The organism is Massilia rubra (assembly GCF_011682065.1).
Classification (GTDB): Bacteria; Pseudomonadota; Gammaproteobacteria; order Burkholderiales; family Burkholderiaceae_D; genus Telluria_A; species Telluria_A rubra.
The window spans coordinates 1-22,681 of sequence record NZ_VUYU01000006.1 but is presented as its reverse complement, the minus strand read 5'-3'; the positions used below and the strand labels follow the sequence as shown (position 1 = coordinate 22,681).

The 22,681-nt window shown below is 63.7% G+C and carries 21 protein-coding genes and 2 tRNA genes; 11 read left to right on the top strand and 12 right to left on the bottom strand.

Going from position 1 to position 22,681, the window contains the following annotated elements; all coding sequences use genetic code 11:
* Window positions 1-11: 11 nt before the first annotated feature.
* Window positions 12-1,340, bottom strand: a complete 1,329-nt coding sequence (locus tag F0185_RS10460; RefSeq protein WP_167224123.1) for a nucleotide sugar dehydrogenase — start codon at window positions 1,338-1,340, stop codon at window positions 12-14.
* Between the two features lie 77 nt (window positions 1,341-1,417).
* The gene (locus F0185_RS10455; RefSeq protein WP_167224121.1) at window positions 1,418-3,346 is read right to left on the bottom strand and encodes a polysaccharide biosynthesis protein; all 1,929 of its coding nucleotides are present in this window, start codon (window positions 3,344-3,346) and stop codon (window positions 1,418-1,420) included.
* Window positions 3,347-3,893: 547 nt separating this feature from the next.
* Here F0185_RS10455 and dnaK point away from each other — a divergent pair.
* The gene (gene dnaK, locus F0185_RS10450) at window positions 3,894-5,822 is read left to right on the top strand and encodes a molecular chaperone DnaK (protein WP_167224119.1); all 1,929 of its coding nucleotides are present in this window, start codon (window positions 3,894-3,896) and stop codon (window positions 5,820-5,822) included.
* A gap of 112 nt (window positions 5,823-5,934) precedes the next feature.
* Window positions 5,935-6,585, top strand: coding sequence for a glycoside hydrolase family 19 protein (locus tag F0185_RS10445; RefSeq protein WP_167224117.1), 651 nt, complete (start codon window positions 5,935-5,937; stop codon window positions 6,583-6,585).
* Window positions 6,586-6,773: 188 nt separating this feature from the next.
* On the opposite strand, the gene F0185_RS10440 is transcribed toward F0185_RS10445, so the two are convergent.
* Window positions 6,774-7,862 (bottom strand): N-acetylmuramoyl-L-alanine amidase-like domain-containing protein, encoded by a 1,089-nt coding sequence (locus tag F0185_RS10440; protein WP_167224115.1) that lies wholly within the window; start codon window positions 7,860-7,862, stop codon window positions 6,774-6,776.
* 452 nt (window positions 7,863-8,314) lie between these two features.
* On the opposite strand from F0185_RS10440, the gene F0185_RS10435 reads away from it, so the two are divergent.
* The 3 genes from F0185_RS10435 to F0185_RS10425 all read left to right on the top strand — a co-directional run bounded on the left by F0185_RS10435 (window position 8,315) and on the right by F0185_RS10425 (window position 9,647).
* On the top strand, window positions 8,315-8,473 hold the full coding sequence (locus F0185_RS10435; RefSeq protein ID WP_166888914.1) for a hypothetical protein: 159 nt from the start codon (window positions 8,315-8,317) through the stop codon (window positions 8,471-8,473).
* A gap of 95 nt (window positions 8,474-8,568) precedes the next feature.
* A complete protein-coding gene (locus F0185_RS10430; protein WP_167224113.1) occupies window positions 8,569-8,745 on the top strand; it encodes a hypothetical protein in 177 nt (58 codons plus the stop codon).
* Between the two features lie 143 nt (window positions 8,746-8,888).
* Entirely contained in the window at window positions 8,889-9,647 is a 759-nt protein-coding gene (locus F0185_RS10425) for a hypothetical protein (RefSeq protein WP_167224111.1), read from the top strand.
* 73 nt (window positions 9,648-9,720) lie between these two features.
* Here the strand turns inward: F0185_RS10425 and F0185_RS10420 are convergent, their stop codons facing one another.
* Entirely contained in the window at window positions 9,721-10,614 is an 894-nt protein-coding gene (locus F0185_RS10420) for a LysR family transcriptional regulator ArgP (protein WP_167224109.1), read from the bottom strand.
* Between the two features lie 112 nt (window positions 10,615-10,726).
* On the opposite strand from F0185_RS10420, the gene F0185_RS10415 reads away from it, so the two are divergent.
* The 5 genes from F0185_RS10415 to F0185_RS10395 all read left to right on the top strand — a co-directional run bounded on the left by F0185_RS10415 (window position 10,727) and on the right by F0185_RS10395 (window position 14,322).
* On the top strand, window positions 10,727-11,341 hold the full coding sequence (locus tag F0185_RS10415; protein WP_167224107.1) for a LysE/ArgO family amino acid transporter: 615 nt from the start codon (window positions 10,727-10,729) through the stop codon (window positions 11,339-11,341).
* A gap of 111 nt (window positions 11,342-11,452) precedes the next feature.
* Complete coding sequence (locus F0185_RS10410) at window positions 11,453-11,827, top strand: LiaF transmembrane domain-containing protein (protein ID WP_166898749.1); 375 nt, start codon at window positions 11,453-11,455, stop codon at window positions 11,825-11,827.
* On the top strand, window positions 11,817-12,551 hold the full coding sequence (locus F0185_RS10405; protein ID WP_167224105.1) for a LiaI-LiaF-like domain-containing protein: 735 nt from the start codon (window positions 11,817-11,819) through the stop codon (window positions 12,549-12,551). Before F0185_RS10410 ends, F0185_RS10405 begins: the two co-directional genes overlap by 11 nt.
* Entirely contained in the window at window positions 12,551-13,609 is a 1,059-nt protein-coding gene (locus F0185_RS10400; protein WP_167224103.1) for a sensor histidine kinase, read from the top strand. The genes F0185_RS10405 and F0185_RS10400 overlap by 1 nt, the downstream gene beginning before the upstream one ends.
* On the top strand, window positions 13,600-14,322 hold the full coding sequence (locus F0185_RS10395; RefSeq protein WP_167224101.1) for a LytR/AlgR family response regulator transcription factor: 723 nt from the start codon (window positions 13,600-13,602) through the stop codon (window positions 14,320-14,322). Before F0185_RS10400 ends, F0185_RS10395 begins: the two co-directional genes overlap by 10 nt.
* A 219-nt stretch (window positions 14,323-14,541) precedes the next feature.
* On the opposite strand, the gene F0185_RS10390 is transcribed toward F0185_RS10395, so the two are convergent.
* The 3 genes from F0185_RS10390 to F0185_RS10385 all read right to left on the bottom strand — a co-directional run bounded on the left by F0185_RS10390 (window position 14,542) and on the right by F0185_RS10385 (window position 19,307).
* Entirely contained in the window at window positions 14,542-16,797 is a 2,256-nt protein-coding gene (locus F0185_RS10390) for a helicase C-terminal domain-containing protein (RefSeq protein ID WP_370663999.1), read from the bottom strand.
* Window positions 16,794-18,437 (bottom strand): VRR-NUC domain-containing protein, encoded by a 1,644-nt coding sequence (locus F0185_RS34415; protein ID WP_223164488.1) that lies wholly within the window; start codon window positions 18,435-18,437, stop codon window positions 16,794-16,796. Before F0185_RS34415 ends, F0185_RS10390 begins: the two co-directional genes overlap by 4 nt.
* Before the next feature lie 102 nt (window positions 18,438-18,539).
* Complete coding sequence (locus F0185_RS10385) at window positions 18,540-19,307, bottom strand: hypothetical protein (protein WP_167224097.1); 768 nt, start codon at window positions 19,305-19,307, stop codon at window positions 18,540-18,542.
* 251 nt (window positions 19,308-19,558) lie between these two features.
* On the opposite strand from F0185_RS10385, the gene F0185_RS10380 reads away from it, so the two are divergent.
* A complete protein-coding gene (locus F0185_RS10380) occupies window positions 19,559-20,050 on the top strand; it encodes an Hcp family type VI secretion system effector (protein WP_167224095.1) in 492 nt (163 codons plus the stop codon).
* 227 nt (window positions 20,051-20,277) lie between these two features.
* Here the strand turns inward: F0185_RS10380 and phaP are convergent, their stop codons facing one another.
* The 5 genes from phaP to F0185_RS10355 all read right to left on the bottom strand — a co-directional run bounded on the left by phaP (window position 20,278) and on the right by F0185_RS10355 (window position 22,642).
* Entirely contained in the window at window positions 20,278-20,823 is a 546-nt protein-coding gene (phaP, locus tag F0185_RS10375) for a TIGR01841 family phasin (RefSeq protein ID WP_166898760.1), read from the bottom strand.
* Between the two features lie 74 nt (window positions 20,824-20,897).
* Entirely contained in the window at window positions 20,898-21,104 is a 207-nt protein-coding gene (locus tag F0185_RS10370) for a hypothetical protein (RefSeq protein WP_167224093.1), read from the bottom strand.
* Window positions 21,105-21,220: 116 nt separating this feature from the next.
* Window positions 21,221-22,276, bottom strand: coding sequence for a serine hydrolase domain-containing protein (locus F0185_RS10365; RefSeq protein WP_167224091.1), 1,056 nt, complete (start codon window positions 22,274-22,276; stop codon window positions 21,221-21,223).
* A gap of 127 nt (window positions 22,277-22,403) precedes the next feature.
* A tRNA-Leu gene (locus F0185_RS10360) sits at window positions 22,404-22,488 on the bottom strand.
* A gap of 69 nt (window positions 22,489-22,557) precedes the next feature.
* Window positions 22,558-22,642 (bottom strand) — tRNA-Leu (locus F0185_RS10355).
* Window positions 22,643-22,681: the final 39 nt, after the last annotated feature.

Sequence of the window (22,681 nt, the reverse complement as noted above, 5' to 3'; positions counted from 1 at the left end):
GTACTGCCTGTCTAGGCCTTGACCACGTTCGGCAGCCGGTCCAGCCAGACGCCCCGGGTATCGACGATCAGGGCGGCGTGTTGCTGGATCAGGTCGTAGTCGAATGCGCTGTGGCTGGTGGCCAGCAGCAGGACGTCGTAGGACGCGATGGTCGCCGCCGTCAGCGGCACGCTGGCCAGGTCGAAATGATGTTCCCGCATCTTCGGAAACACCGGCACGTGCGGGTCGGAATAGTCGACCAGGGCGCCCTTGGCGCGCAGGATTTCCATCAGCTCGACCGAGGGCGACTCGCGCATGTCCTCGACGTTTTTCTTATAGGCGATGCCGAGCACCAGCACGCGGCTGCCCTTGATCGAACGCGAACGCTCGTTGAGCGCGTCCGCCAGCTTGCCGATGACCCAGTGCGGCATGTCGCTGTTGATCTCGCCCGCCAGCTCGATAAAGCGCGTGTGCAGGCCGTACTGGCGCGCTTTCCAGGTCAGGTAGAACGGGTCGATCGGAATGCAGTGCCCGCCCAGCCCCGGCCCCGGGTAGAAGGGCGTAAAGCCGAACGGCTTGGTGGCGGCGGCGCGGATCACTTCGTGGATATCGATATCCATCTTGTCGGCAATGATTTTCATTTCATTCACCAGGCCGATATTCACGGCGCGGTGGATGTTTTCAAGCAGCTTGGTCAGCTCGGCGGCACGGGTGGAACTGACCGGCACCACCTGGTCGATGGCCGGGCTGTACAGGGCGACGCCGGCGCGCAGGCAGGCTGCGGTGTCGCCGCCGCACACCTTGGGAATGGTGCGCGTTTCAAAGTCCGGGTTGCCGGGGTCTTCGCGCTCGGGCGAAAACACCAAAAAGATGTCTTCGCCGACGGTCAGCCCGCGCGAGGCCAGGCGCGGGCGCAGTTCCTCGTCGGTAGTGCCGGGATAGGTGGTGCTTTCGAGCGACACCACCTGGCCGGCGCGCAGGTAGGGCAGCAGGGCGTCGGCGGTGGCCAGCACGAACGACAAGTCCGGCTCGCGGTAGGCATTGAGCGGGGTCGGCACGCAGATGATCAGGGCGTCGGCTTCGGCCGCGCGGGCGAAATCGCCGGTCGCTTCGAACCCGGCCGCCAGCGCGGCCGCGATGGCGCTGCCGGAAATATGCTTGATATAGCTGGCGCCGGCATTTAAACGCCTGACCTTGGCCGGATCGATATCGATGCCGAGTACGCGGAAACCGGCTTCCGAATAACGCAGGCTGAGCGGCAAACCCACATAACCGAGGCCGATAATACCGACTACCGCGGTGCGTTGTTCAAATCTGGCGATCAGTTTCGACAAATGGTCGCTTGAATGTTGTTCGCTCATGGATAATATCTCCGTACATGAATCAGAATTAATTCGAGGTGAAATCGCGGTTTGATGTTTCTATTTATTCCCGCTATTTATTCGATGCGGTGCGGCGAGAAGCTGCGTAATAAGGCGGGCCGGTTTTTATCGGGCGGTGCCACCGTCGGCGCAGGATTTTCCGGCGCGGCGCCATTCGGCTGCGGCATATATTCCGCCACGATCGCCTTGACCATCGATGCGATCATGGCGCGGTCATGCGTATTGCAGGCCAGCATCAGGCAAGTAATATAGGTGTCGAGCACGCCGGGATCGAGCGCGTGTTCTTTCATGCGCATGATGCGCGGATGGTCGCTGGGGAAAACCTTGCCGTCGGTAAGCAATTCCTCATAAAGCTTTTCCCCAGGAAATAATCCGACAAACTTGAGGCCGATATCGCCGGCCGGGTTCTGCGCCGTCTTTTCGGTCAGGCCCGACATCATGATCAGGGTGCGCGCCAGGTCGACGATGCGCACCGGCTCGCCCATATCGAGCACGAACACGTCGCCGCCCTTGGCCATGGCACCGGCCTGGATGACCAGCTGGGCCGCCTCGGCGATGAGCATGAAGTAGCGCGACACCTCCGGATGGGTGATGGTCAGCGGTCCGCCCTCGGCCAGCTGGCGCTGGAACAGGGGAATGACCGAGCCGGAGGAACCCAGCACATTGCCAAAACGCACCATGCAAAAGGTTGTGTCCGGCCCGTGGACGGCGGCCGCCGCCTGGAAGATCAGCTCGGCGATGCGCTTGCTCGCGCCCATGATATTGGTCGGGCGCACCGCCTTGTCGCTGGAAATGAGCACGCAGGTGCCCACCTTGAACTTGCCGGCCGCCGCCGCGATGACTTGCGAGCCGAGCACATTGTTGCGCAGGCCCACGACGATGTTGCTCTCGACCAGGGGCACGTGCTTGTAGGCCGCCGCGTGGTAAATCGTATCGATCGGGTTTTCCTGGAAAATACGTTCCACCAGGCGCGCGCTGCATACCGAGCCCAGGTGTGCACTGATGCGCAGCTCCGGATGGCGGCCGAGCAATTCCTGGCGGATGGTGTACAGCGCGAACTCGGAATGGTCGATCAGGTGCAGCTCGGCCGGCGCCAGGGTGGCAATCTGGCGGCACAGCTCGCTCCCGATGGAGCCGCCGGCGCCGGTCACCAGCACGCGCTTGCCGCGCACGCAGCGGTCGAACAGGTCGGCGCGCGGGGGCACCGGCTGGCGCCCCAGCAAGTCCTCGAACTTCAGGTCGCGTACCGTGTGCACGGGCGTGGCGCCATCGGCCAGGTCGAGCAGGCGGCACAGGATGCGGGTGTTGACGCCCACCATCGACAAGCGTTCCATGATGTCGCGCAAGCGCTGCGGCGACACCGACGGCAGCGCGATGATCACCGAGCGCACGCCCAGGCTGCGCACGGTCTCGGCCAGGTGCTCGGTGTGAAACACGCGCAAGCCGGCGATGCTGCGTTGGTGGAGGGCGCGCTTGTCGTCGAAAAAGCAAACGGGGCGATACTCATTGCTCGTGCGCATGGTCAACGCCAGTTGCGCGCCGGGTTCGCCGGCGCCGTAGATGGCCACCGCGTGGTCCGGCTGCGGCGCGTCGTTCATCTGCCTGCGCAAGAAGTTGCGCACCGCCATGCGCGAGGTGACCACGTACGAAAACGCGATAAACCAGTAAATGATCAGCGTACTGCGCGGGAATTTGTCATCGTTCATGCCCATCAGGATCAGATAGACCGACAGGGTCGCCAAGGCCAGGGTGCAGCCGGTCACCGCCAGCATGCGTTGGTCGATAAAGCGGATCACCGCGCGGTACAGGTCCGACAGCGAGAACGCGCCCACCGTCAGCAGCGGCACCAGGACATAGGCCGCGAGCGGGTATTGCATGGCCGAGGCGGCATCGCCCACCCGCAGCAGCATCGCCGCCAGAAAACACAGCGGCAGGGCCAGCAGATCGACCACGACCATCAGCGCGATTTTGGCGGTGCGGTTCATGCTGACCAATTCGGTACAGAATTGGCCGAGCGGTTTTGGAATATGCGTCTGCATGGCTGGAATGGAATTGAAATGGACCTGGGTTAATGTGGTGAATAGCATGGAATGCCGCCTCAGCGCCACCATGTATTTACATGTATATATTCGATGTCAGGCGGCGGCTTAGAGCACTTATCCACGCGTAAGTTTATTATCCTGCCGCCTTGATCGTATTGATTTGATAATCATCAACGGCTGACTTAGCTTAAATATTGCCGATTGTCTTTGATTGGGATTTAGAATGAATTGCAAATGGAAATATTATTCTGGCAGGCGCAGAGGAGGAATCGGGCGATTATCCCAACGGTTGTGGGAAAGCGCGCAGCAAACGGCGGCGAAAAGCAATCGGACTCGACCGATGTACGGATCGTGAAAACCGTTAAGTTTGATATAGATCGACTCTGCCCATTGTGACGGGAGCGTTTTGGCGCGCGCGCGGTCTATTCCTGTATGACTGTGCCGCGCGCTTCGGGTGTGCGGGCTGGCAAACTATTTCAAGGAGGAGGACATGAGCAAGATCATCGGTATCGATCTCGGCACCACCAACTCCTGCGTCGCCGTAATGGAAGGCGGCCAGGCCCGGGTGATCGAGAACGCGGAGGGCGCGCGCACCACGCCGTCGGTGGTGGCCTACCAGGATAATGGCGAAATCCTGGTGGGCGCGCCGGCCAAGCGCCAGGCGGTGACGAACCCGCAAAACACGCTGTTCGCCGTCAAGCGCCTGATCGGGCGCAAGTTCGACGAGCCGGAAGTGCAAAAAGACATCCACCTGATGCCTTTCAAGATCGTGCGCGCCGACAATGGCGACGCCTGGGTCGAGGTGCGCGGCAAGCGCCTGGCGCCCCAGCAAGTGTCGGCCGAAGTGCTGCGCAAGATGAAAAAGACGGCCGAGGATTATCTGGGCGGGCCGGTCAGCGACGCCGTCATCACGGTGCCCGCCTATTTTAATGACGCCCAGCGCCAGGCCACCAAAGATGCCGGCCGCATCGCCGGGCTGGAAGTGCGCCGCATCATCAACGAGCCGACCGCCGCCGCGCTGGCGTTCGGGCTCGACAAGGCTGCGCGGGGCGAGCGCAAGGTGGCCGTGTACGACCTGGGCGGCGGCACCTTCGATATTTCCATCATCGAAATCGCCGAGCTCGAAGGCGACCAGCAATTCGAGGTACTGTCCACCAATGGCGACACCTTTCTCGGCGGCGAGGACTTCGACCAGCGCGTGATCGACCACATCATCGGCGAGTTCAAGAAGCAGAGCGGGATCGACCTGGGGCGCGATCCGATCGCCTTGCAGCGCATCAAGAGCTCGGCCGAACGCGCCAAGATCGAGCTGTCCACGACCCAGCAGACCGAGATCAACGAGCCCTACATCGGCATGGCCAATGGCGCGCCCGCGCACCTCAACCTGCGCCTGTCGCGCGCCACGCTCGAGGCCCTGGTCGACGAGCTGATCGACCGCACCATCGCGCCGTGCCAGCTGGCGCTCAAGGACGCCGGCCTCACCCGGGAACAGATTGGCGACGTGATTTTGGTGGGCGGCATGACGCGCATGCCCAAGGTGCAGGAAAAGGTGCGCGCATTTTTCGGGCGCGATGCGCGCAAGGATGTCAATCCCGACGAAGCGGTGGCGGTCGGGGCGGCCATCCAGGGGGCGGTGCTGTCGGGCGAGCGCTCCGATGTGCTGTTGATGGACGTCACCCCGCTGTCGCTCGGCATCGAAACCCTGGGCGGGGTGATGACCAAAATGATCCCTCGCAACACCACAATTCCAACCAAGTTCAGCCAGGTGTTTTCCACCGCCGACGACAACCAGCCGGCCGTTACCGTCAAGGTGTATCAGGGCGAGCGCGAGGTAGTTGCCGGCAACAAGTTGCTGGGTGAATTCAATCTGGTCGGCATCGCGTCGGCGCCGCGCGGCATGCCGCAGATCGAGGTCAGTTTCGATATCGACGCCAACGGCATTTTGCATGTCAGCGCGCTCGACAAGGCCACCGGCAAGGCCAACCAGGTGACGATCAAGGCCAATTCGGGCCTGAGCGAAACGGAGATCCAGAAAATGGTGCAGGACGCGCTGGCCCACGCCGACGAAGACCGGCGCGCGCGCGAACTGGCCGATGCGCGCAACCGTGGCGATGCGCTGGTGCATGCCACGCGCAAGCAGCTCGACGAACATGGCGCCGGGCTCGACGCCGCCGTGCGCGAGCGCATCCAGGCCGCCATCGACAATCTCGACAATGCCTTGCGCACCGGCGGCAAGGAGGACATCGAAACGCGCATCGCGGCCCTGTCCGGCGCCGCGCAGGCCATTGGCGAAAAGCTGTACCAGCAGCAAGATGGAGGACCGGAGCAGGGCGGCGCCGCGCAGGCTGGCGCCGGGCAAGCGAAAGCGGGGCGTGACGACGTGGTGGATGCCGATTTCCGCGAGGTGCGCGACGGCTGAAATTCCATACGGCATGGGCTGGGGCTGGTAAAGCGGCATCGTTTGATGCGCTCGGTATGCGGCGCTGGCGGAGTCAATACGATGGGAGCTACCGCACAGCGAAGGAGCCGCCATGGCCGGGCCTGTCGTCATCACGCTCGGCCAGATCGACCAGCTTGCTCCGCGCGCGCTGCCGGTCTACCGCACGGCCTTCAGCGACGAGCAGCATTTCCTGCTTCAGTTCGGCATCGCCGCGTCCGTATTGCGGGTGAGCCATTTCATGGCGCAGGTCATGCACGAATCGGCGGCCCTGACGCGCACGGTTGAAAACCTGCGTTACAGCGCGCAGCGGCTGGTCAAGGTCTGGCCGCAGCGTTTTCTTCCGCGCGGGCCGCTCGATCCCGCCAGCTACGCCGAGGATGAAGCCAGGCTTGCCAACGCAGTCTATGGCGGTCGTTTGGGAAACGATCGTCCCGGCGACGGCTACCTGTATCGCGGTCGCGGATTGTTGCAGCTGACTGGAAAGGACAGCTATGCGCAGGCGACTGCAACGCTCCAGAGCGCTTATCCATCGGCGCCGGACTTCGTCGCCGATCCGGACGCGGTGCTGTCGGCACGGTGGTGTTTGGGCGCGGCGGCGGCGATCTGGCTTGCCAAGGATTGCAACCAGGCAGCCGACGATGACGACATCGTGCTGGTGACGACACGCATCAACGGCGGCACGATCGGCCTTGCCGAGCGCCGCCGCTGGCTGGCGCGCACGCGCGAGGTGTGGCGTGAGTAAATTGTCGTTTGAGTAAAGTGCTGCGCGAGTAAAGTGTGGTGCGACTTGCTTCCGTCAACGTTAGCGTATCGCCGTCGCCCCCGCGCAGGCGGGGGTCCAAGTTCGCCCCGTGGCCAGCGACGAACAAGAAATCTTGAACCCATCCGTGCGCAGCGGAGGCGTTCAATTCAGCGCCCTCTGTGCAATGATCAACGACTAACCGACCCCGCCGGCCCTTTCACAGCCGCCGTCGCCGTCGTCCTTGGCACCACCGCGACCGGCGCGCCCGGACGTGGCTGCGGCGCAGCCGGCGGCACCACAATATGATCATTGAGGCGCAAGAACTTGAACCCCGCCAGCTTCATGCCATTCTTGCCGTTGCGTTCCTCGCGCGCCGCCGTGCGTGCAAAAAACGCGTCGAAGCTATCTTCGCGCACCTGCGGCTCGGCCGAATTCAAAAAGTTACGCTGCCCGTTCGCATCGACCACGATCAGGCCGACGTGCGAAGCCCACAGCTTGCCGCCGCGCGTGGAAATCACGTTGACCAGGTCGCCATCCTGCAATTGTCCGACAACGCTGGCAACCTTGTCCTTGGCCACATAGGTTTCCAGGCTCAGTTGCACCGGAATGCTGCTGGCCGTGTTGTGACGCATCTTGAGGAACGCCGCGCGGTCGATCTTCATCTCGTACGCCGCAGCCTCGGCGCCGGCCAGCAAGGCGCTGACGTCCGACACCAGCCAGCCATTGTTGATATTCCAGTCCACTTCGGTGTAATGATTGCGCGTGGCCACGCCAATCACGCCATCCTTGTAGCGGATGCGCTGCAACATCCAGAAGAATTCTTCCCACGACTGGCTCAGCGCCATCGCGTACGTGTGTTCGGCGAACACCACGCAGTCGCTCGCCTGCAGGCTGAACATCGGCAGGTTGTCGTGTAGCTCGTACGGATACTCGCCCAGCAGGTTCAATACATACGGCTGGCCGATATTCTTGCGGCCGATCGCGGCGATGCGCTTGCGCAAGTCCGGTTCGGCGGTATGCATATAGGCGATGTAACGCCCGACTTCGGCCGGCGTCATCTGGTAAATCTGCTTGCGCAGCAAGGTGGCCAGGTCGAACGGTGGCGCGACCGGAGCCAGCGGCGCCGCGCTTACCGGCGCGGGCGCGGGTGGCGCCACCGGTTCGGGCGCCACGGGCGGCGGCACGACGGCGGGCGCTATGACGACAGGCGGGGCCGGCGGTGCGCTGGCGCAACCGGCCAGGATGGCACTAAGTACAAGGAGGGGAGCAAGACGCATCGGGAATCAATATTGAACGCTAAAGCGACAAGCTAACCGCTGTCACCGCGTTTGACAATGGAAATGTGTTGCGCGCGCACAAGGAAGTTGCAGCTTGCCGTTCCGGCATTGCATGGAGTGATAGATGAAATAGCATGCGTGCGCCGTGATGTCCGCGCCAGGCCGTCGATGTGCCGCCAGCGCATCCCATCGCATGGCGCCCGCAGGTACAGGCTCCCTGCAATGGGAGCGAACAATTGCGGGAGCGATGTTGGCGCAAGTGTGCGCCAACGAACGGTTGGGTTCCGGCTCAGCCTTTAAGATGCAGCTGTGTGAGTGAGGGGCCCAGCGGCACAGTCCAACGGTGACGCCTCCTCAGCAGGTTAGCCGGTCGCCTCGAGGATCGGCACCAATTCTTGATGTCAGCGCATCTGTGCGCTGGCTTTGATAAACAAACCGAAGCGGAGGTCATCATGCCTGCCATCACCCAGCCACCCAAGCACCTGGTACGCGAATATCTTCAGCGCCGCTCGCGTGATCCGAAGCCGCCACCATCGCCCGAAGAAATCCGTCGCGAACTCGGTTGGGGCTTGCTGCTTCCGGGCTTGAAACTGGCGCCGATCCGCCGCTGACCGCTTCCTGTCCTACAAGATCCTTGCACTTTGTCCTATTTTTTCTGTAGCATCGTTCTACCATAATCCTAAAAACATCAACACAGGAGGTTCAAATGACAAATCGAATCGGTAACAAAGACATCGCCCAGCATCGTGGCAAAGCCGAGAAAAAAGACATCAAGCGCACCAACATCGCGCGCGAAGCCATCAAGAAAGCGATTGCCGCTTCCAAATACCGCAACCAGGTCCGCAATCAGCCTGCGCCAGAGGTATTCCTGCCACCGGCCTGATGTCCGCCTGAGGGCACAACAAAAAACCCGCACCGGCAACGCTGCGGGTTTTTTGTTGTGCCCGACTCGCCGGCATGCCGACTGTGCCGTCCGACTTCGATTATGATGCTATTGTAAATTTTGCATTTAACCGGAGTAAGTAGATGAGCATATCCCCTCGACTGCAACCACTGTCCATGCCATTGGCGGCAGCATGGCTGTTACTTGCCTGCGGCGTGACGCAAGCAGCGGCCATGCCGAAAACCGACTATTGGGCTCCGGTATTGGCGAGCGTCGCCGGCACCTACGACAGCGAGTGCACCCAGATGTATCCGGATGCGCCCGGCGCTGCCGGGACCAGAGGTCCGGTCGTGGTGAGCGCGGACGGGAACGTCACCGGCGCCGGCTTGGCCCAGGCTTCCCTGGCTGACATGGGTGTCTTGTTGAGCCGCTTCCGCGAGCCGAATGGCGCAGTGTCGTTGTCGGTCCTGGCGAACAAGGACGCCCGGACGGTTTCATTCATGGCGCCTGCGGAAGGAGCCCGGATCGCCAGTTTTGGGGTGGAGCCAAACGCCACGCGATGCAAGATCGAGCGGCCCTTCGAGATCGCCAGGCAAAGCCTGTACACCACCTATGCCGGCACGCTCGACGCGAAGATGAAGTTGACATGCCTGTTCAACACGAGCAAGAAAGAGACCGAGGTTGACTATCAGCTGGCCAACGGTATTGTGAAAGTGGCCGACCAGGTTTTCGACTTGAACAAGGCGACGCTCGAGCGCGTCAAGATTGAACCGAATAGGAATCTGAGCTACAACGCCCATCTGGCAGACGAGAGAACGGCCGTCATTACAATGGATGCGCAAGGCCAACTGCTCAGATTCCGTTCGATCGGCAAGGACGTCAACGCGACATGCAAGCCATAGCCTCGACATGTCCGTGAATTGTTTTGGCTTATCCGCCAGCACGCCCTGATGCCGTGCCCGACGGCCGGCGCCTTTACGCCGGCTGGCGCAACGCCGCCCGCGTCACCTCGATCAGGCGCGCACTGAGGCGCTCGAGCTTGGGCGACTGTACCCGCCACGCGTGCCAGTACAGCATCACGTCGGTCGGCTTGTCGGGCGCCAGGTCGACCAGCGCGCCCTTGTCGATATCGTCCCTGAACTGCTGTTCCGGCACCATGCCGTAACCGAGCCCCAGTCGCACCGCCTGGGTGAAGGCGTCGCTCGACGGAATGAAATGGCAGGGATAACTGCCGGCCGGCAGCCCCAGTTCGCGCAGCAGGAATACCGCCTGCAAGGCGTCCTTGCGGTCGAACACCATCACGGGCGCGCGCCGCGCCGCCTCGCGCTGCAAGCCATCGGGAAACCAGCGCGCGACGAACGCCGGCGTGGCAAGCAGGCGGTAGCGCATTGCGCCCAGCCGCTCCACCGTGCATCCCCGCATCGGCTGCGCTTCGCTCGACACGCCCGCCAGCGCCGCTCCCTGCGACAGCAAGGTGTAGGTATGGTCCTGGTCGTCGAGCGCGATGTCGAGCAGGATCTGTTCTTCGATCAGGAAGGACGCCAGCCCCGGCAGCAGCCAGGTGGCCAGCGTATCGTTGTTGACAACCAGGGCAATGGTCAAAGGATGCGCATCGCTGTCGGCCGATTCCGCCAGAAACTCCGCTTCCAGCAGCCGGCTGCGGCGCAGGTATTGCACCAAGCGCTGCCCGGCGGGCGTGGCGCGGCAGGGTTTGCTGCGCACCAGCAGCGGCATGCCCAACTCGCTTTCCAGCGCGCTGACCCGTTGCGATACCGCCGACGGCGTCAGGTGGAGCAGGGCGGCTGCCTGCTCGAAACTGCCGCTGTCCAGCACGGCAAGCAATGCTTCGCCCTTGCGTGTATCGAGCATCTGCGCATCCAACATTAGAAAAATTTAATTATACGTAAAGAAGTTAATCTGGCTTCACTTGCGCGCATCGATATTGCACACTCGCATCTCTTAGCGATCAACCGGAGTGTGCATGCCCTATCTTTCCACTTTTTTCAACGGCCTGGCCCTGTGTTTCGGGCTGATCGTCGCCATCGGCTCGCAAAATGCCCACGTGCTGCGCATGGGCCTCAAGCGCGAACACGTGGGCTTGACGGTGTTCGCCTGCATTCTCATCGATGCCGCCCTGATCGGTCTCGGCGTGGCCGGCGTGGGCACCTTGGTGCAATCGTCGCCGCTACTGCTGGGCGCGGCGCGCTGGGGCGGGGCGGCATTTTTGCTGTGGTACGGCCTGCGCAGCTGGCGCGCCGTGTTCGCCAACGCCGCGCTCACGGTCGGGCCGGCCACTCTGCGCAGCAGTGCCCGCCAGGCCCTGGCCAGCGTGGTTGCGCTGTCCCTGCTCAATCCGCACGTCTACCTCGACACCGTGGTGCTGCTCGGCGCCATCGGTGGCAACTTCGCGCCACCGGAACGCCCGGCTTTTGCACTCGGCGCCATGAGCGCCTCGGCGTTGTGGTTCTGCGCGCTCGGTTACGGCGCCACCCGGCTGTCCGGCCTGTTTGCCCGCCCCGCCGCATGGAAATGGATCGATGGCCTCACCGGCACCATGATGCTGGCGCTGTCGGCCTCGGTGGCGTTCGGTTCCTAGCAGCCGCTCGCGCCGCCGTTCACCGGGCGCCAGCGGCCATTGGCCGAAATCCCCTGTGCAGCGCCGCCGCGCCGATGTATCGTGGCGCCTGAACTGACTACAGGAGCAATCGTGTCCAATAAATCCTCTTACGAATGGCGCAAGCAGTTGATGTGGGGCTTGCTGCTGATCGGCTTCGGCACCGTCGTGCTGCTCGACCGGCTCGATGTGTACCACGTCGATAACATCTGGCATTACTCGCCACTGGTGCTCACCGTCATGGGCGTGAACAGAATGATCGGTTTCCCGACCGCCAAGGACTTCACCAGGGGCTTGTGGGAGGTGTTCGGCAGCCTGTGGCTGTTTGCCGTGTTCGAACACCTGTTCGGCCTGACCTTCAGCAACGGCTGGCCGGTTCCGGTCATCTTCTGTGGCGTGACCATGATCCTGGAACCGTTCATCGAACGCCGCCTCGCGCCCGGCACGGAGCCGACCAATGAAAAGTAAAGCCCGCACCTCCGGCGTCCCCAACCAGGTCTGGCTCGGCCTGGCGGTGATCGGCTTCGGCATGCTGTACCTGCTCGATAACCTGTACATCATTGACCGCCGCCAGGTCATGCATTTCTGGCCCGTGCTGGTCATCATCGGCGGCCTGGTCAAGTTCGCCGAAGCCGATTCGCGCCACGAGCGCATGTTGTTCGGCTTGATCACCGCCGCCGGCGTCGTCCTCACCCTCAACCGCCTCGGTTACGGCTACTTCTTCAACGCCCGCACCTTGTGGCCGGTGCTGCTGATTTTGTTCGGTATCGGCGTGATCCACAAAGCGTTGCGCAAGCGCGATACGGCGCCCGGCGTGCCGCTCAAGGACGATGCCGGCGCCACGTTCTCGGCCGACGCCGACGCCGACGCCGTGGTCGATATCACCGCCATCCTCGGCGGATTCCGGCGCCGCCTCAGCACGCCGGCGTTTCGTGGCGGCGACATCAGCGCATTCATGGGCGACTGCATGCTCGACCTGCGCGAGTCGTCGATCATTGGCGAGGCCGAGATCAATGTGTTCGCTGTCATGGGCGGCGTGACCATCAAGTGCCCGCCCGACTGGACCATCATACTGAAAGGCGTGCCGGTGCTCGGCGGCTTCGAGGACAGGACCGCGCCCGCCGCGGACGCCGGCAAGCGCCTCACCATCCGCGGCTACGCCATCATGGGCGGCGTGGAAGTGCGCAACTGATGCAAGGACCGTTCTCCACGCGGCGCGGCGCCGGGCTGTACCTGCTCGCGTGGCTGCTGCTGGCGATCGTGTTCGCGGGCCTGATCGTGGCCGCCAGCGGCGCCGCGTGGACCGACGGCTTGCTCTTTACCGTACCGGTGACGCTGCTGTATGCCTGCGCCACCGGGTTTTCAAGCTACTACCTGTGCCGCGCCTATCCGCTCAATGAGCGCAGCGCGATTTCCGTGCTGCTGGTGTTCGCCGTCGCCGCCGTCGTGGCCAGCCTTGCGTGGACCGCGCTGTGCATCGGCTGGAACCATGCCTGCGCCGCCATCGCCATGAGCGCCCCCCTGCAAGCGGCGATCTTCGGCCTGGGCGTGATCCTGTACGCGCTGTGCGCCGTGGCGCATTACCTGGCGTTCGAATTCCAGCGCGCGCGCGCCGCCGAACGGCGCGAACTGGAAGCGGCATTGACCTCGCAGGACGCCGAACTGCGCATGCTGCGCACCCAGATCGATCCGCATTTTCTGTTCAACAGCCTCAATTCGATCAGCGCGCTCACTTCCATCGACCCCGCCCGCGCGCGCGACATGACCTTGCAACTGGCCGATTTTTTTCGTCACAGCCTTGGCCTGGAGGCGAGCCGCAAGGTCACCCTGGAAGCGGAAGCGGCGATGGCGATGCACTTCGTCGCCATCGAAAAAGTGCGCTTTGGCGCGCGCCTGAACATCGAGCAGGCGCTCGACGCCGGCGCGCTCGACTGCCTGCTGCCGCCGATGATCCTGCAGCCCTTGATTGAAAACGCCATCAAGCACGGCATCGCCCACCTGACCGGCGGCGGCACCATCCGCATCGCGGCGCGGCGCGCCGGCTCGATTTTGAAAATCGTGGTGGAAAACGATATCGACAACGATCCGCCGGCCGCCGCCAGCCACGGGATCGGCCTGGCCAACGTGCGCCAGCGCCTGGCGGCCACCTATGGCAATGAGGCCAGCATCCACTGGACGCGCGAGGCGCACCAGTTCCGGGTGGCGCTGTCGCTGCCCTTTCACACCACCGAGAGACAAGCATGCGCGTGATAATCGTCGACGATGAAGACCTGGCGCGCGCCCTGGTGCGCGAGTTCCTGGCGATGCACGCCGATATCGAGATCGTGGCCGAATGCGCCAACGGCTTCGACGCCGTCAAGGCCATCACCGAACTGGCGCCGGACCTGGTCTTTCTCGACATCCAGATGCCCAAGTTGAACGGCTTCGAGGTGGTGGAACTGGCCGGCGCCGGGGCGCGCTATATCTTCGTGACCGCCTTCGACCAGTACGCGCTCAAGGCTTTCGATATCCACGCCGTCGATTACCTGCTCAAGCCCTTCAGTCAGCAGCGGCTCGACGCGGCGCTGGCGCATGCGCGCACCAGCGTCAGGCAGGGCGGCGTCGACGCCGTGCTGCGCGAGTCGGCGCTACGCAGCAAGCCGCTCGAGCGGGTGCTGATTCGCGATGGCGCGCGCGTGCACATCATCGCCGCCGGGCAGATCGACTATATCGAAGCGCAGGACGATTACGTGCGCATCAGCGCCGGCGGCAGGCACTATTTAAAGAACCAGCGGCTGACGGAACTCGAAAGCCAGCTCGATCCGGCTGTTTTCGTGCGCGTTCACCGGTCCTGGATGCTCAATCTGGGCGCGATCGAGCGCATCGAGCAGGGCAGGGACAGCCATACCGCGATTCTCAAGGACGCCACCCGCATCCCGATCAGCCGCAGTGGCTACCAGAAGGTCAGGGCGCTTGTCGGCTGACACCTCGTCATTCCCGCGTCAACCTTCAAAAACCGTCATTCCTGCGCTAACCTCGAAACCGTCATTCCCGGCCTCGGCGGCCCCCTTGGCGGGAATCCAAGTTCGCACCGCAGTCGCGAATCTACTAACTTGGATTCCCGCCTGCGCGGGAATGACGACGGGTTAAATCCCGCCTGCGCGGGAATGACGACGGTTTTGAGGACGGCTGGTCATCGCGGCTTACGACACCGGCAATCCCGCCTGGTCCACATGCCACCAGCGCGGCAGCAGTTCGCGCACCTCCGGCTGCGCAAAGCGGTCATCGATCAGATACACCACCCCGCGGTCGCCCTCCGTACGGATCACGCGCCCGGCCGCCTGCACCACCTTCTGCATCCCGGGATACAAATATGTGTAGTCGTAGCCCGCCCCGAACGTGGCCTGCATGCGCTGGCGGATCTGCTCATTGACCGGATTCATTTGCGGCAGCCCGAGCGTGGCGATGAAGGCGCCGATCAGGCGCGCGCCCGGCAGGTCGATCCCTTCGCCGAACGCGCCGCCCAGCACCGCGAACCCGACTCCGCGACTGTCCAGCGTGAAGCGCCCCAAAAAAGCGTCGCGCTCCGTCTCCGCCATACGGCGCGGCTGGCGGAACACGGGAATGTCGGGATAATCGCGCTCGACCCGCTCGGCCACCTGCTCGAGGTAATCGAAGCTGCTGAAAAACGCCAGGTAATTGCCCGGCGCCTGCGCATACTGACGCGCGATCAAGGCCGCAATCGGCGCCACCGACCTGGCCCGGTGGGTAAAGCGCGTCGAGATATCGCGCACCACATGCACGCTTAACTGGTCGGCGACAAAAGGCGAGTCGATGTCGACCCAGGCCGTATCGGCCGGCAGGCCGAGCGCGTCGCTGTAGTAGTTCCAGGGACTGAGCGTGGCCGAAAACAGCGCCGTCGCATGCGCCAGCGCGAAGCGCGGTTTCAGGAACGGCGCCGGCACGATATTGCGGATTGCCAGGGTGGACGCGTGCGCGCCGTCACGCGTGCAGTCGACCATTGAATGCTCGGCAAAGGTCTCGGCCAGCCGCGCGAAGTGCAGGGCGCTGAAGTAGAAGCGCTGCAGGTCCGGTTCCATCGGCCCCGGATTGTCGGCCAGGTAGTCGGTGATCGCACTTGACGCGCCCTGCAGCGCATCGAGCAGTTTTTCGGGCGGCGCGCCCAGTACTTCGTAATCGGCGCCATCCTTGGACGGCCAGCTGCGCCCCACCTTGTCGAGCGCCTTTTTCAAGTGCGCCGGCGCCACCGCGCGCGCCGCCCGCAAGGCGCCGCGTTCCAGGTCGGCCGAATACATCTTGCGCGCGCGCGAGACCATATTGTGCGCCTCGTCCACCAGCACGCTCACGCGCCACTGGTTCGCCAGCGCCAGCCCGTACAGCATCGCGCCCATGTCGAAGTAGTAGTTATAGTCGCCCACCACCACGTCGCTCCAGCGCGCCATTTCGCTGCCCAGGTAATACGGGCAGACCTGGTGCGCCAGCGCGACCGCGCGCAAGCCCTCGCGGTCGAGCAGCGGCACGGCGCGCGCGGCACTGCGCGCCGCCGGCAGGCGGTCGTAAAAGCCCTTCGCCAGCGGACAGGAGTCGCCGTGGCAGGCCTTGTCGGGATGCTCGCACGCCTTGTCGCGCGCGACCAGTTCCAGCACGCGCAGCGGCAGGCCGGGCGCGCTGCGCTTGATCGCGTCGGCCGCGTCGAGCGCCAGCTTGCGTCCCGGCGTCTTGGCGGCCAGGTAAAACACCTTGTCGAGCCGGTGCAGCGGCGCCGCCTTGAGCGCCGGGAACAGGGTGCCGATGGTCTTGCCGATGCCGGTCGGCGCCTGCGCCAGCACGCAGCGCGCGCCGCTGTTGGCGCGGAAGATGGTTTCGGCCAGGTCGCGCTGGCCGGGACGAAACGCCGGATGCGGAAAGCGCAGCGCGCCCAGCGCCGCGTCGCGCGCCTCGCGGTGCGCCAGCTCCTGCGCGGCCCACGCCACGAAGCGTTCGCACTGGTCGGCGAACATGGCGCGCAAATCAAACGCGCTGTGGGTCTCGCGCAGCACCGTTTCGGTCTGCTTGCCGATGTCGAAGTAGACCAGCGCCAGCGACACCTGCTCCAGGCCGAGCTGCGCGCATAGCAGGTGCCCGTAGACGCGCACCTGCGCCCAGTGCAGGTGGCGATGATTGGCTGGCATGCGATCGAGGTCGCCGCGGAAGGTCTTGATTTCTTCGATCAGGTTCTGGGCCGGGTCGTAGCCGTCGGCCCGCCCGCGCACCAGCAGCGGACCGTATTCGCCCGCCAGGCTGACCTCTTTCTGGTAGCCGGGGCCGCGCCGCTCGGTCACCACGGCGTGGCCGGCGATGCCTTCCTGGGCGGTGGGCGAGGGCGTGAAGCGCAGGTCGAGGTCGCCCTGCTTGGCGCAAAATTCGCACAGGGCGCGCACCGCGACGACGTAGCTCACTGCGCCCACTGCAGGTAGCACACGGAAATGGGCATCTGATGCGCGGCGCAGTATTCGATCCAGCGCAGCTGGTTGTCCTGCAGGCGGTCGCCCGGGCCTTTGACTTCGATCATGTTGTAGCGCCGCTCCAGCGGCCAGAACTGGATCAGGTCCGGAAAGCCGTTGCGGTTGGCCTTGATGTCGAGCAGGATGCGCTCGCACCATTTTTTCAGGTGCTCGGCGGGGATGCAGGCCAGCGCCATCCCGAGCAGCTCGGCGCTGAGCGCTTCCCAGGCCACGAACGGCGAGACGATGCCGCGCTTGCTGTCGTAGTTGGCGCGGATGCTGTCCTGGTAGCGGCCGTCGTCCAACTGGTCGAGGCAGGCGCGGAATTCGCGCTCGCGCCGGCGATAGAAATCGGCGCTGTGCAGGTCGGCCGGGCCACGGTGGAACGGGTGGAAAAACGCGCCCGGAATGGCGCTGAAGATCGGCCCCCAGCACAGCAGCCCGAACAGGGAATTGATCAGCGCGTTCTCGACGTAGAACACGGGTGCGTCGGCGCTGGCCAGATGGTCGCGCACGATGCCTTCTACCCACCAGTTCGCTTCAAGCGGCATCGGCAGGCAGAGGTCGAGCCGCCGCACCGCCGGCGTGCGCCGCGACGGCAGCGCCTGGTGCCCGAGCTTGCGGCGCAGGCGCGGCGCGATGCGCAGCAGTTGCTGACGCTCGGCGTCGCTCTCGGGCACAGCCTGGGCGCGTTCGAGCAGCGCGTGCGCCTCGGCATGGCGCTCGTGTTTTTCCAGCACGCGGATGGCGCGCGCCCGCGCACCGGGATAATTGCAGCAGGCGTACAACTCGAACGCCTGGCCCCAGTCTTTTTGCTTTTCCACGTGTTGCGCGATCTGGAACATCAGCCGTTCGCGCCGGCTGTCGATCCATTCGTTGTCAAAACGCTCGCGCGGCAGCGTGGCCAGCACCTCGTCCAGGGCGTCGCCGGCGCGAAAGCGCTCCTTGCACTGGTGCAGGGCCAGGTAATCGTCGACATCGCGGCGGGTGCGAAAACCGCGCGAGGAAGCCGAAAATTCCACTTTTTCGTACTGGAACAAGCCCAGGTCGGACAGCACGAATTCGGTCCAGTCCTGGCGCAGGTTGCCGAAGAAGATCAGGCGCAGGCGGTCGCACAGGTCCTTGACGGTGATGCTGTAGACAGTGTCGGGCGAGTCGCGGTACCAGGCTGAAAACGCGCGCGCGTCGCCGAAGGCATCGCGCAGGGCGGCCAGTTGTTCGCCCTTGCGCGCGCTCTTTTCGTGCAGCGACAGGCTGAAAATGGCGCCGATCTCGGCTTTGAGCAGCAGGTCGAACAGCGCGTCGAGCGTCAGCACCGGGTCGGCGTGGACCCAGCCGGTGGGCAGCAGGTGGCGCGCAGCCTCGACCGCGCAGCCGATTTCGGCGTAATTGAGCTTGCTGGCGCGAAAAACCGTGCCTTTGCGCATGACCATGCGCACCAGCAGCGCGCGCGAGGCTTGCGGCAGCGACGGGAACGTGGCGATGAACGCGCGCTCCTCCTCGGTCAGCAAGTCGTTGTAACGCCCGGCAATCCATTCCAGTACCTGATGGAAATTATCCAGATAGTAGAACTCATTCTCAAGAACTTTGCGCATTGTGCTGCGGACCATCGACCAAACCCTGTAATTATGTACAGTATATCGTCAGTGGCCGGCAAACCCCAGCAAATTCGCCTCGGATACGGGGCGGCGTGGTTTTCAGGGCTCGGCGAGGTGGCGCCGGCGCGGCGCGTGGCGGGACGCCAGCGTCGGCCCGGACTGGGCCAGGTAGCGCTGCTGCGCGCCGGTGTTCGAGAGCACGGTGATGAGCGCGCCGCCGTGCTCGCTTTGCCGCGCCGGCGCCGCCATCGACGCCACCTTGCGTTTCACGGCGGCGGGCGCCTTGCGCGGTTCGCTGCGGCTGGCCTTGCGCAGCGCCGGCTGTGGCACCGTTTTCCCCGCTTTTACGGCGACATGCTTGCCCGCGGCGGCGGCCGGTTTGAGGTGCTCGCGCAGCCTGGCCGACGCCTTGACCGGGCTCGCCAGCCGTGCCGGGGCCGGCGACGCCGACGCCTGAACCGCCTCCGGCGCCAGCAGCACCAGCGGTGGAATCGGTTCCGGGGCCACCACCGGCCGCACCGGCGCATCCTCTTTTTCATCGATGATCACGACCGGCTTGGCACGCGCCGCCAGCGCCACGGCGGCCGCGCGCGGCTCGACCTTGGCGGGGGAGGCGGCCTTGAGCACATGCGGCGACTTGATGTTGTCGTACGTCAGCAGCGCCACCAGCGTGACCAGCATCACGACCGTGATCGACGCCGCCGCACCCAGCACAAGGCGCACGTAGCGCACCCTGCTGGCGGCGCCGGTGGCGAACCTGCGCCCCACGGCCGCGTACGCTTGCTGTTCGATATCGGATGAACGCCGGTTGCCCTGGCGCAGCTCGGGCTTGATGCTGGAATAAGTATTCTGGGCGGAAATGGACACGGACGACTCCCTGAAGGTGAGGATGCATTCCAATTAGAAACAATTCCGCCCGGCACCTTCATGATATTTGTCGTGCTTTCATTCCAGCGCAAGGCGCTGTTTGATCGAGATCAATCGTGCCTCGATTGAGCAAGACCTCAAGCGAACTGAGCCGAGCTTGATCGTGCGCAATCGCGGGTCGCTTCGCCGCTCCAATAATGGGGTTTGCGTTCAATATCTCGCGGTCTTATTCCTCACACATGGAGTTCAACATGGCAATCGACGTCTACTTGCAAATCGACGGCATCAAGGGCGAATCGACCGATAACCTGCACAAGGACTGGATCGAATGCCAGTCGGTGTCGTGGAGCGTGTCGCAGCCCAAGTCGGCCACCGCGTCGACCGGCGGAGGCCATACCGCCGAGCGCTGCGAACACAGCGAGCTGTTCATCGCCAAGCTGGCCGACCTGGCCACGCCGCTGCTGCTGCAAAACTGCTCGTCCGGCAAGACGCTGCCGAAAGCCAAGCTGGAATTCATGCGCGCAGACGGCCAGGGGGAACGCATCAAGTATTTCGAGATGGAACTGGAAAATGTGTTGATCAGCACCGTCAGCCCGTCCGTGACCGAAGGCGACATCCTGAACGAGCAGCTGGGCTTGAAGTATTCCAAGGTGAAATGGAAGTACACGCAGCAAAAAGTCGGCGGCGGAACGGGCGGTAATACCTCGGGCGGATGGGACCTGGCCACCAACAAAGTTGTCTGACACGCAGACGCAACCGCCGTGGCGCACGCCGCGGCTCCATCGGGAGAACAGAGTGAGACAATATGCACACCGGGCGGTCGATCGCCTCGCCACGCGCAAGCGCATTACCCTGCTGGTGCTGGTGATCATCGTTTGCAGCGGCGTGGTCGCCTGACGCAGCGCATTCCAATCGGAAAAAAGCGCCGTCCCGGATTGCCGGGAACGGCGCTTTTTCATGCCTGAAGCAATCAGGCGGCGTTTTTCTCGGCCGGCGCAACCTGCGCGGTGGCCTTGGCAATCTGCTCTTCCACCACTTGCACGGCTTGGCGCGTGGCCTTGGTCACCTGCTCGTAGCCCTGGAAGGCATTGTCGATCGCGGTCTTGATGATTTCGACGGCGTTTTCCGAGCCCGGCTTGACGTTCTGGGTCACGTCGTAGATCAGCGCCGTCAGGGCGCTCTTGGCTTCGGCGATATGGGCGTCGGCGGCCTGCGTGAATTCGCTGTGGATGTCGTCGATGATCACCTTGAGCTGCTCGCCGTACTGCACCGCGCCGGCCATCGGCTTGGCGTGGGCGGTGGCAACGTCGATCGCCGCTTTCGGGTCCTTGGCCTGGCTCATTTCCTTGCCCATCGCCATGGAACCTTGCACCGAATTTTTTGCAGTCGTCATGTTCAGCGAGACAACCTGTTCCACGCCTTGCACCGCTTTGCTGGTGAGGGCGTTAAAAGTCATCATCTGGAGTTCAAACAGCGTCTTGGTGGCGGATGCAAATTGTTCGGGATTCGTAAACATGGACTTCTCCTCAGTGTGAATGGATGTACTGACAACCCTCAACCTTCAAGTTTCTCCTCTATGTTTTTTCACTATTATTTAGCAATAAGCAACTTCATGCAATGGCTATCTCGATAGGGGCCGTTGACCTTTTCCCAACCCGGTCCGAGCGGCGTCTGGTGGCATACCATTTTGCCGTCGGCCTTGCTGCGCCAGGTGAACCAGGGCGCCGGGGCGGCCAGCAGCGCTGCGCTTGCGCAGGCGAGAAGAAAGGCCACAGCGGATTTGCGGAAAGTTGTCATATGCCAGAGCGAGCATAGCCTGTTGGCGCCGCAAGTCAAGTGTGCGGCGTGCGCGCAGCGCTTCAGCTCCCGGGCGCGCCGGCCGCGACCGCCGGCAGGCGCGCCAGCCCCCAAGGTCAGCGTGGCGCGCGCAGGTAGTGGGCGGCGACCAGTTCGAGCAGCCTGGCGATGTCGGTCTCGGAGCGGTTGGTCAGCACCACCACCGCCAGCCCATCGTCGACGAAACGGGTAGCCTGGGTGGTGAATCCCTGCCATGCGCCATCGTGCCAGACCGAGCGCCGCTCCAGGGTGGGCGATGTCTCCCAGCCGAAACCGTAGGCTTTGGCGCCGCCGCTGGCGAGCGTGGTCGGGCGCCACATGGCTTGCTTGAGCGCCGCGCCCAGCACCTGGTCGCCATCGAGCGCGATATGCCATTTGGCCAGGTCGCGCGCGGTCAGGTACAGGCTGCCGTCGGCGGTGGTGTTGAGCGTGGGCGAGACCCATTCCTGGTTCTTGAATGCGCCTTCGACCAGGTCGTAGCCGGCGGCGCGGTGCGGCACGATGTCGCGCTCGCTGATGATGCGCGCCTGCATGCCCGCCGGTGCGAAAATGCGCTCACGCAGCTGTTCGCCATAATGCTTGCCGCCCACCCGGGTGCACAGGATGCCCAGCAGCTGGTAGCCGAAATTGCTGTATGCCCATGCCGTCCCCGGCGCCCACTGCAGCGGCAACTTGCTGCCCGCGCGTTGCAATTGCGCATCGGTGTAGTCCTGGTTGAGCTTGATGATATGGTCCGGATCGCGCAAACCCGAGGTGTGATTGAGCAAATGGCGCACCGTGATCTTTTTCCAGGCTGGCGGCGTGGCCGCAAGATGGCGCGAAATCGGGTCGTCCAGGGTCAGTTTGCCGTCGGATGCCAGCAACAGGACCAGCGCGGCGGTAAATTGCTTGCCGAGCGAACCGGACTGAAACACGGTATCGGGCGTGACGGCGACCTGGTGTTCCAGGTTGGCCATGCCGTAAGCGCCTTCCTTGATGGTGTTTCCATCCTTGACGATGGCGATGGCGGCGCCGGGAATGCGCTGGCGCGCCAATTCGGCGTTGACGATGTCGTCAACCGGGTCGGCATGCGCGGCGCCGCAGAGTGCGAGGAGGACAACAGCCAGCACGCGGCCGGGCAAATGATCAATCATGGCGTATTCCTGAATCGGATATATGGGGCGTGCATGAAACCGGCCGCGCAACGCAAAACGCCGCAGCCTTTATGCAAGGACTGCGGCGCTTCCGGAATTTTGCGGGAAATAATCTAACCCGGTAGAGTGGTGCCCACGGAGGGACTCGAACCCCCACACCTCGCGGCACATGGACCTGAACCATGCGCGTCTACCAATTCCGCCACGTGGGCACTGATACAGCTACTACAACAATTTACTACTTTACTACTTGGTACTCTCGGAAAACTTCTTCCAGGGAGTGGTGCCCACGGAGGGACTCGAACCCCCACACCTCGCGGCACATGGACCTGAACCATGCGCGTCTACCAATTCCGCCACGTGGGCATGCTGCTGCTTTACTACTGTTGCTGCACTTCTTTTGCT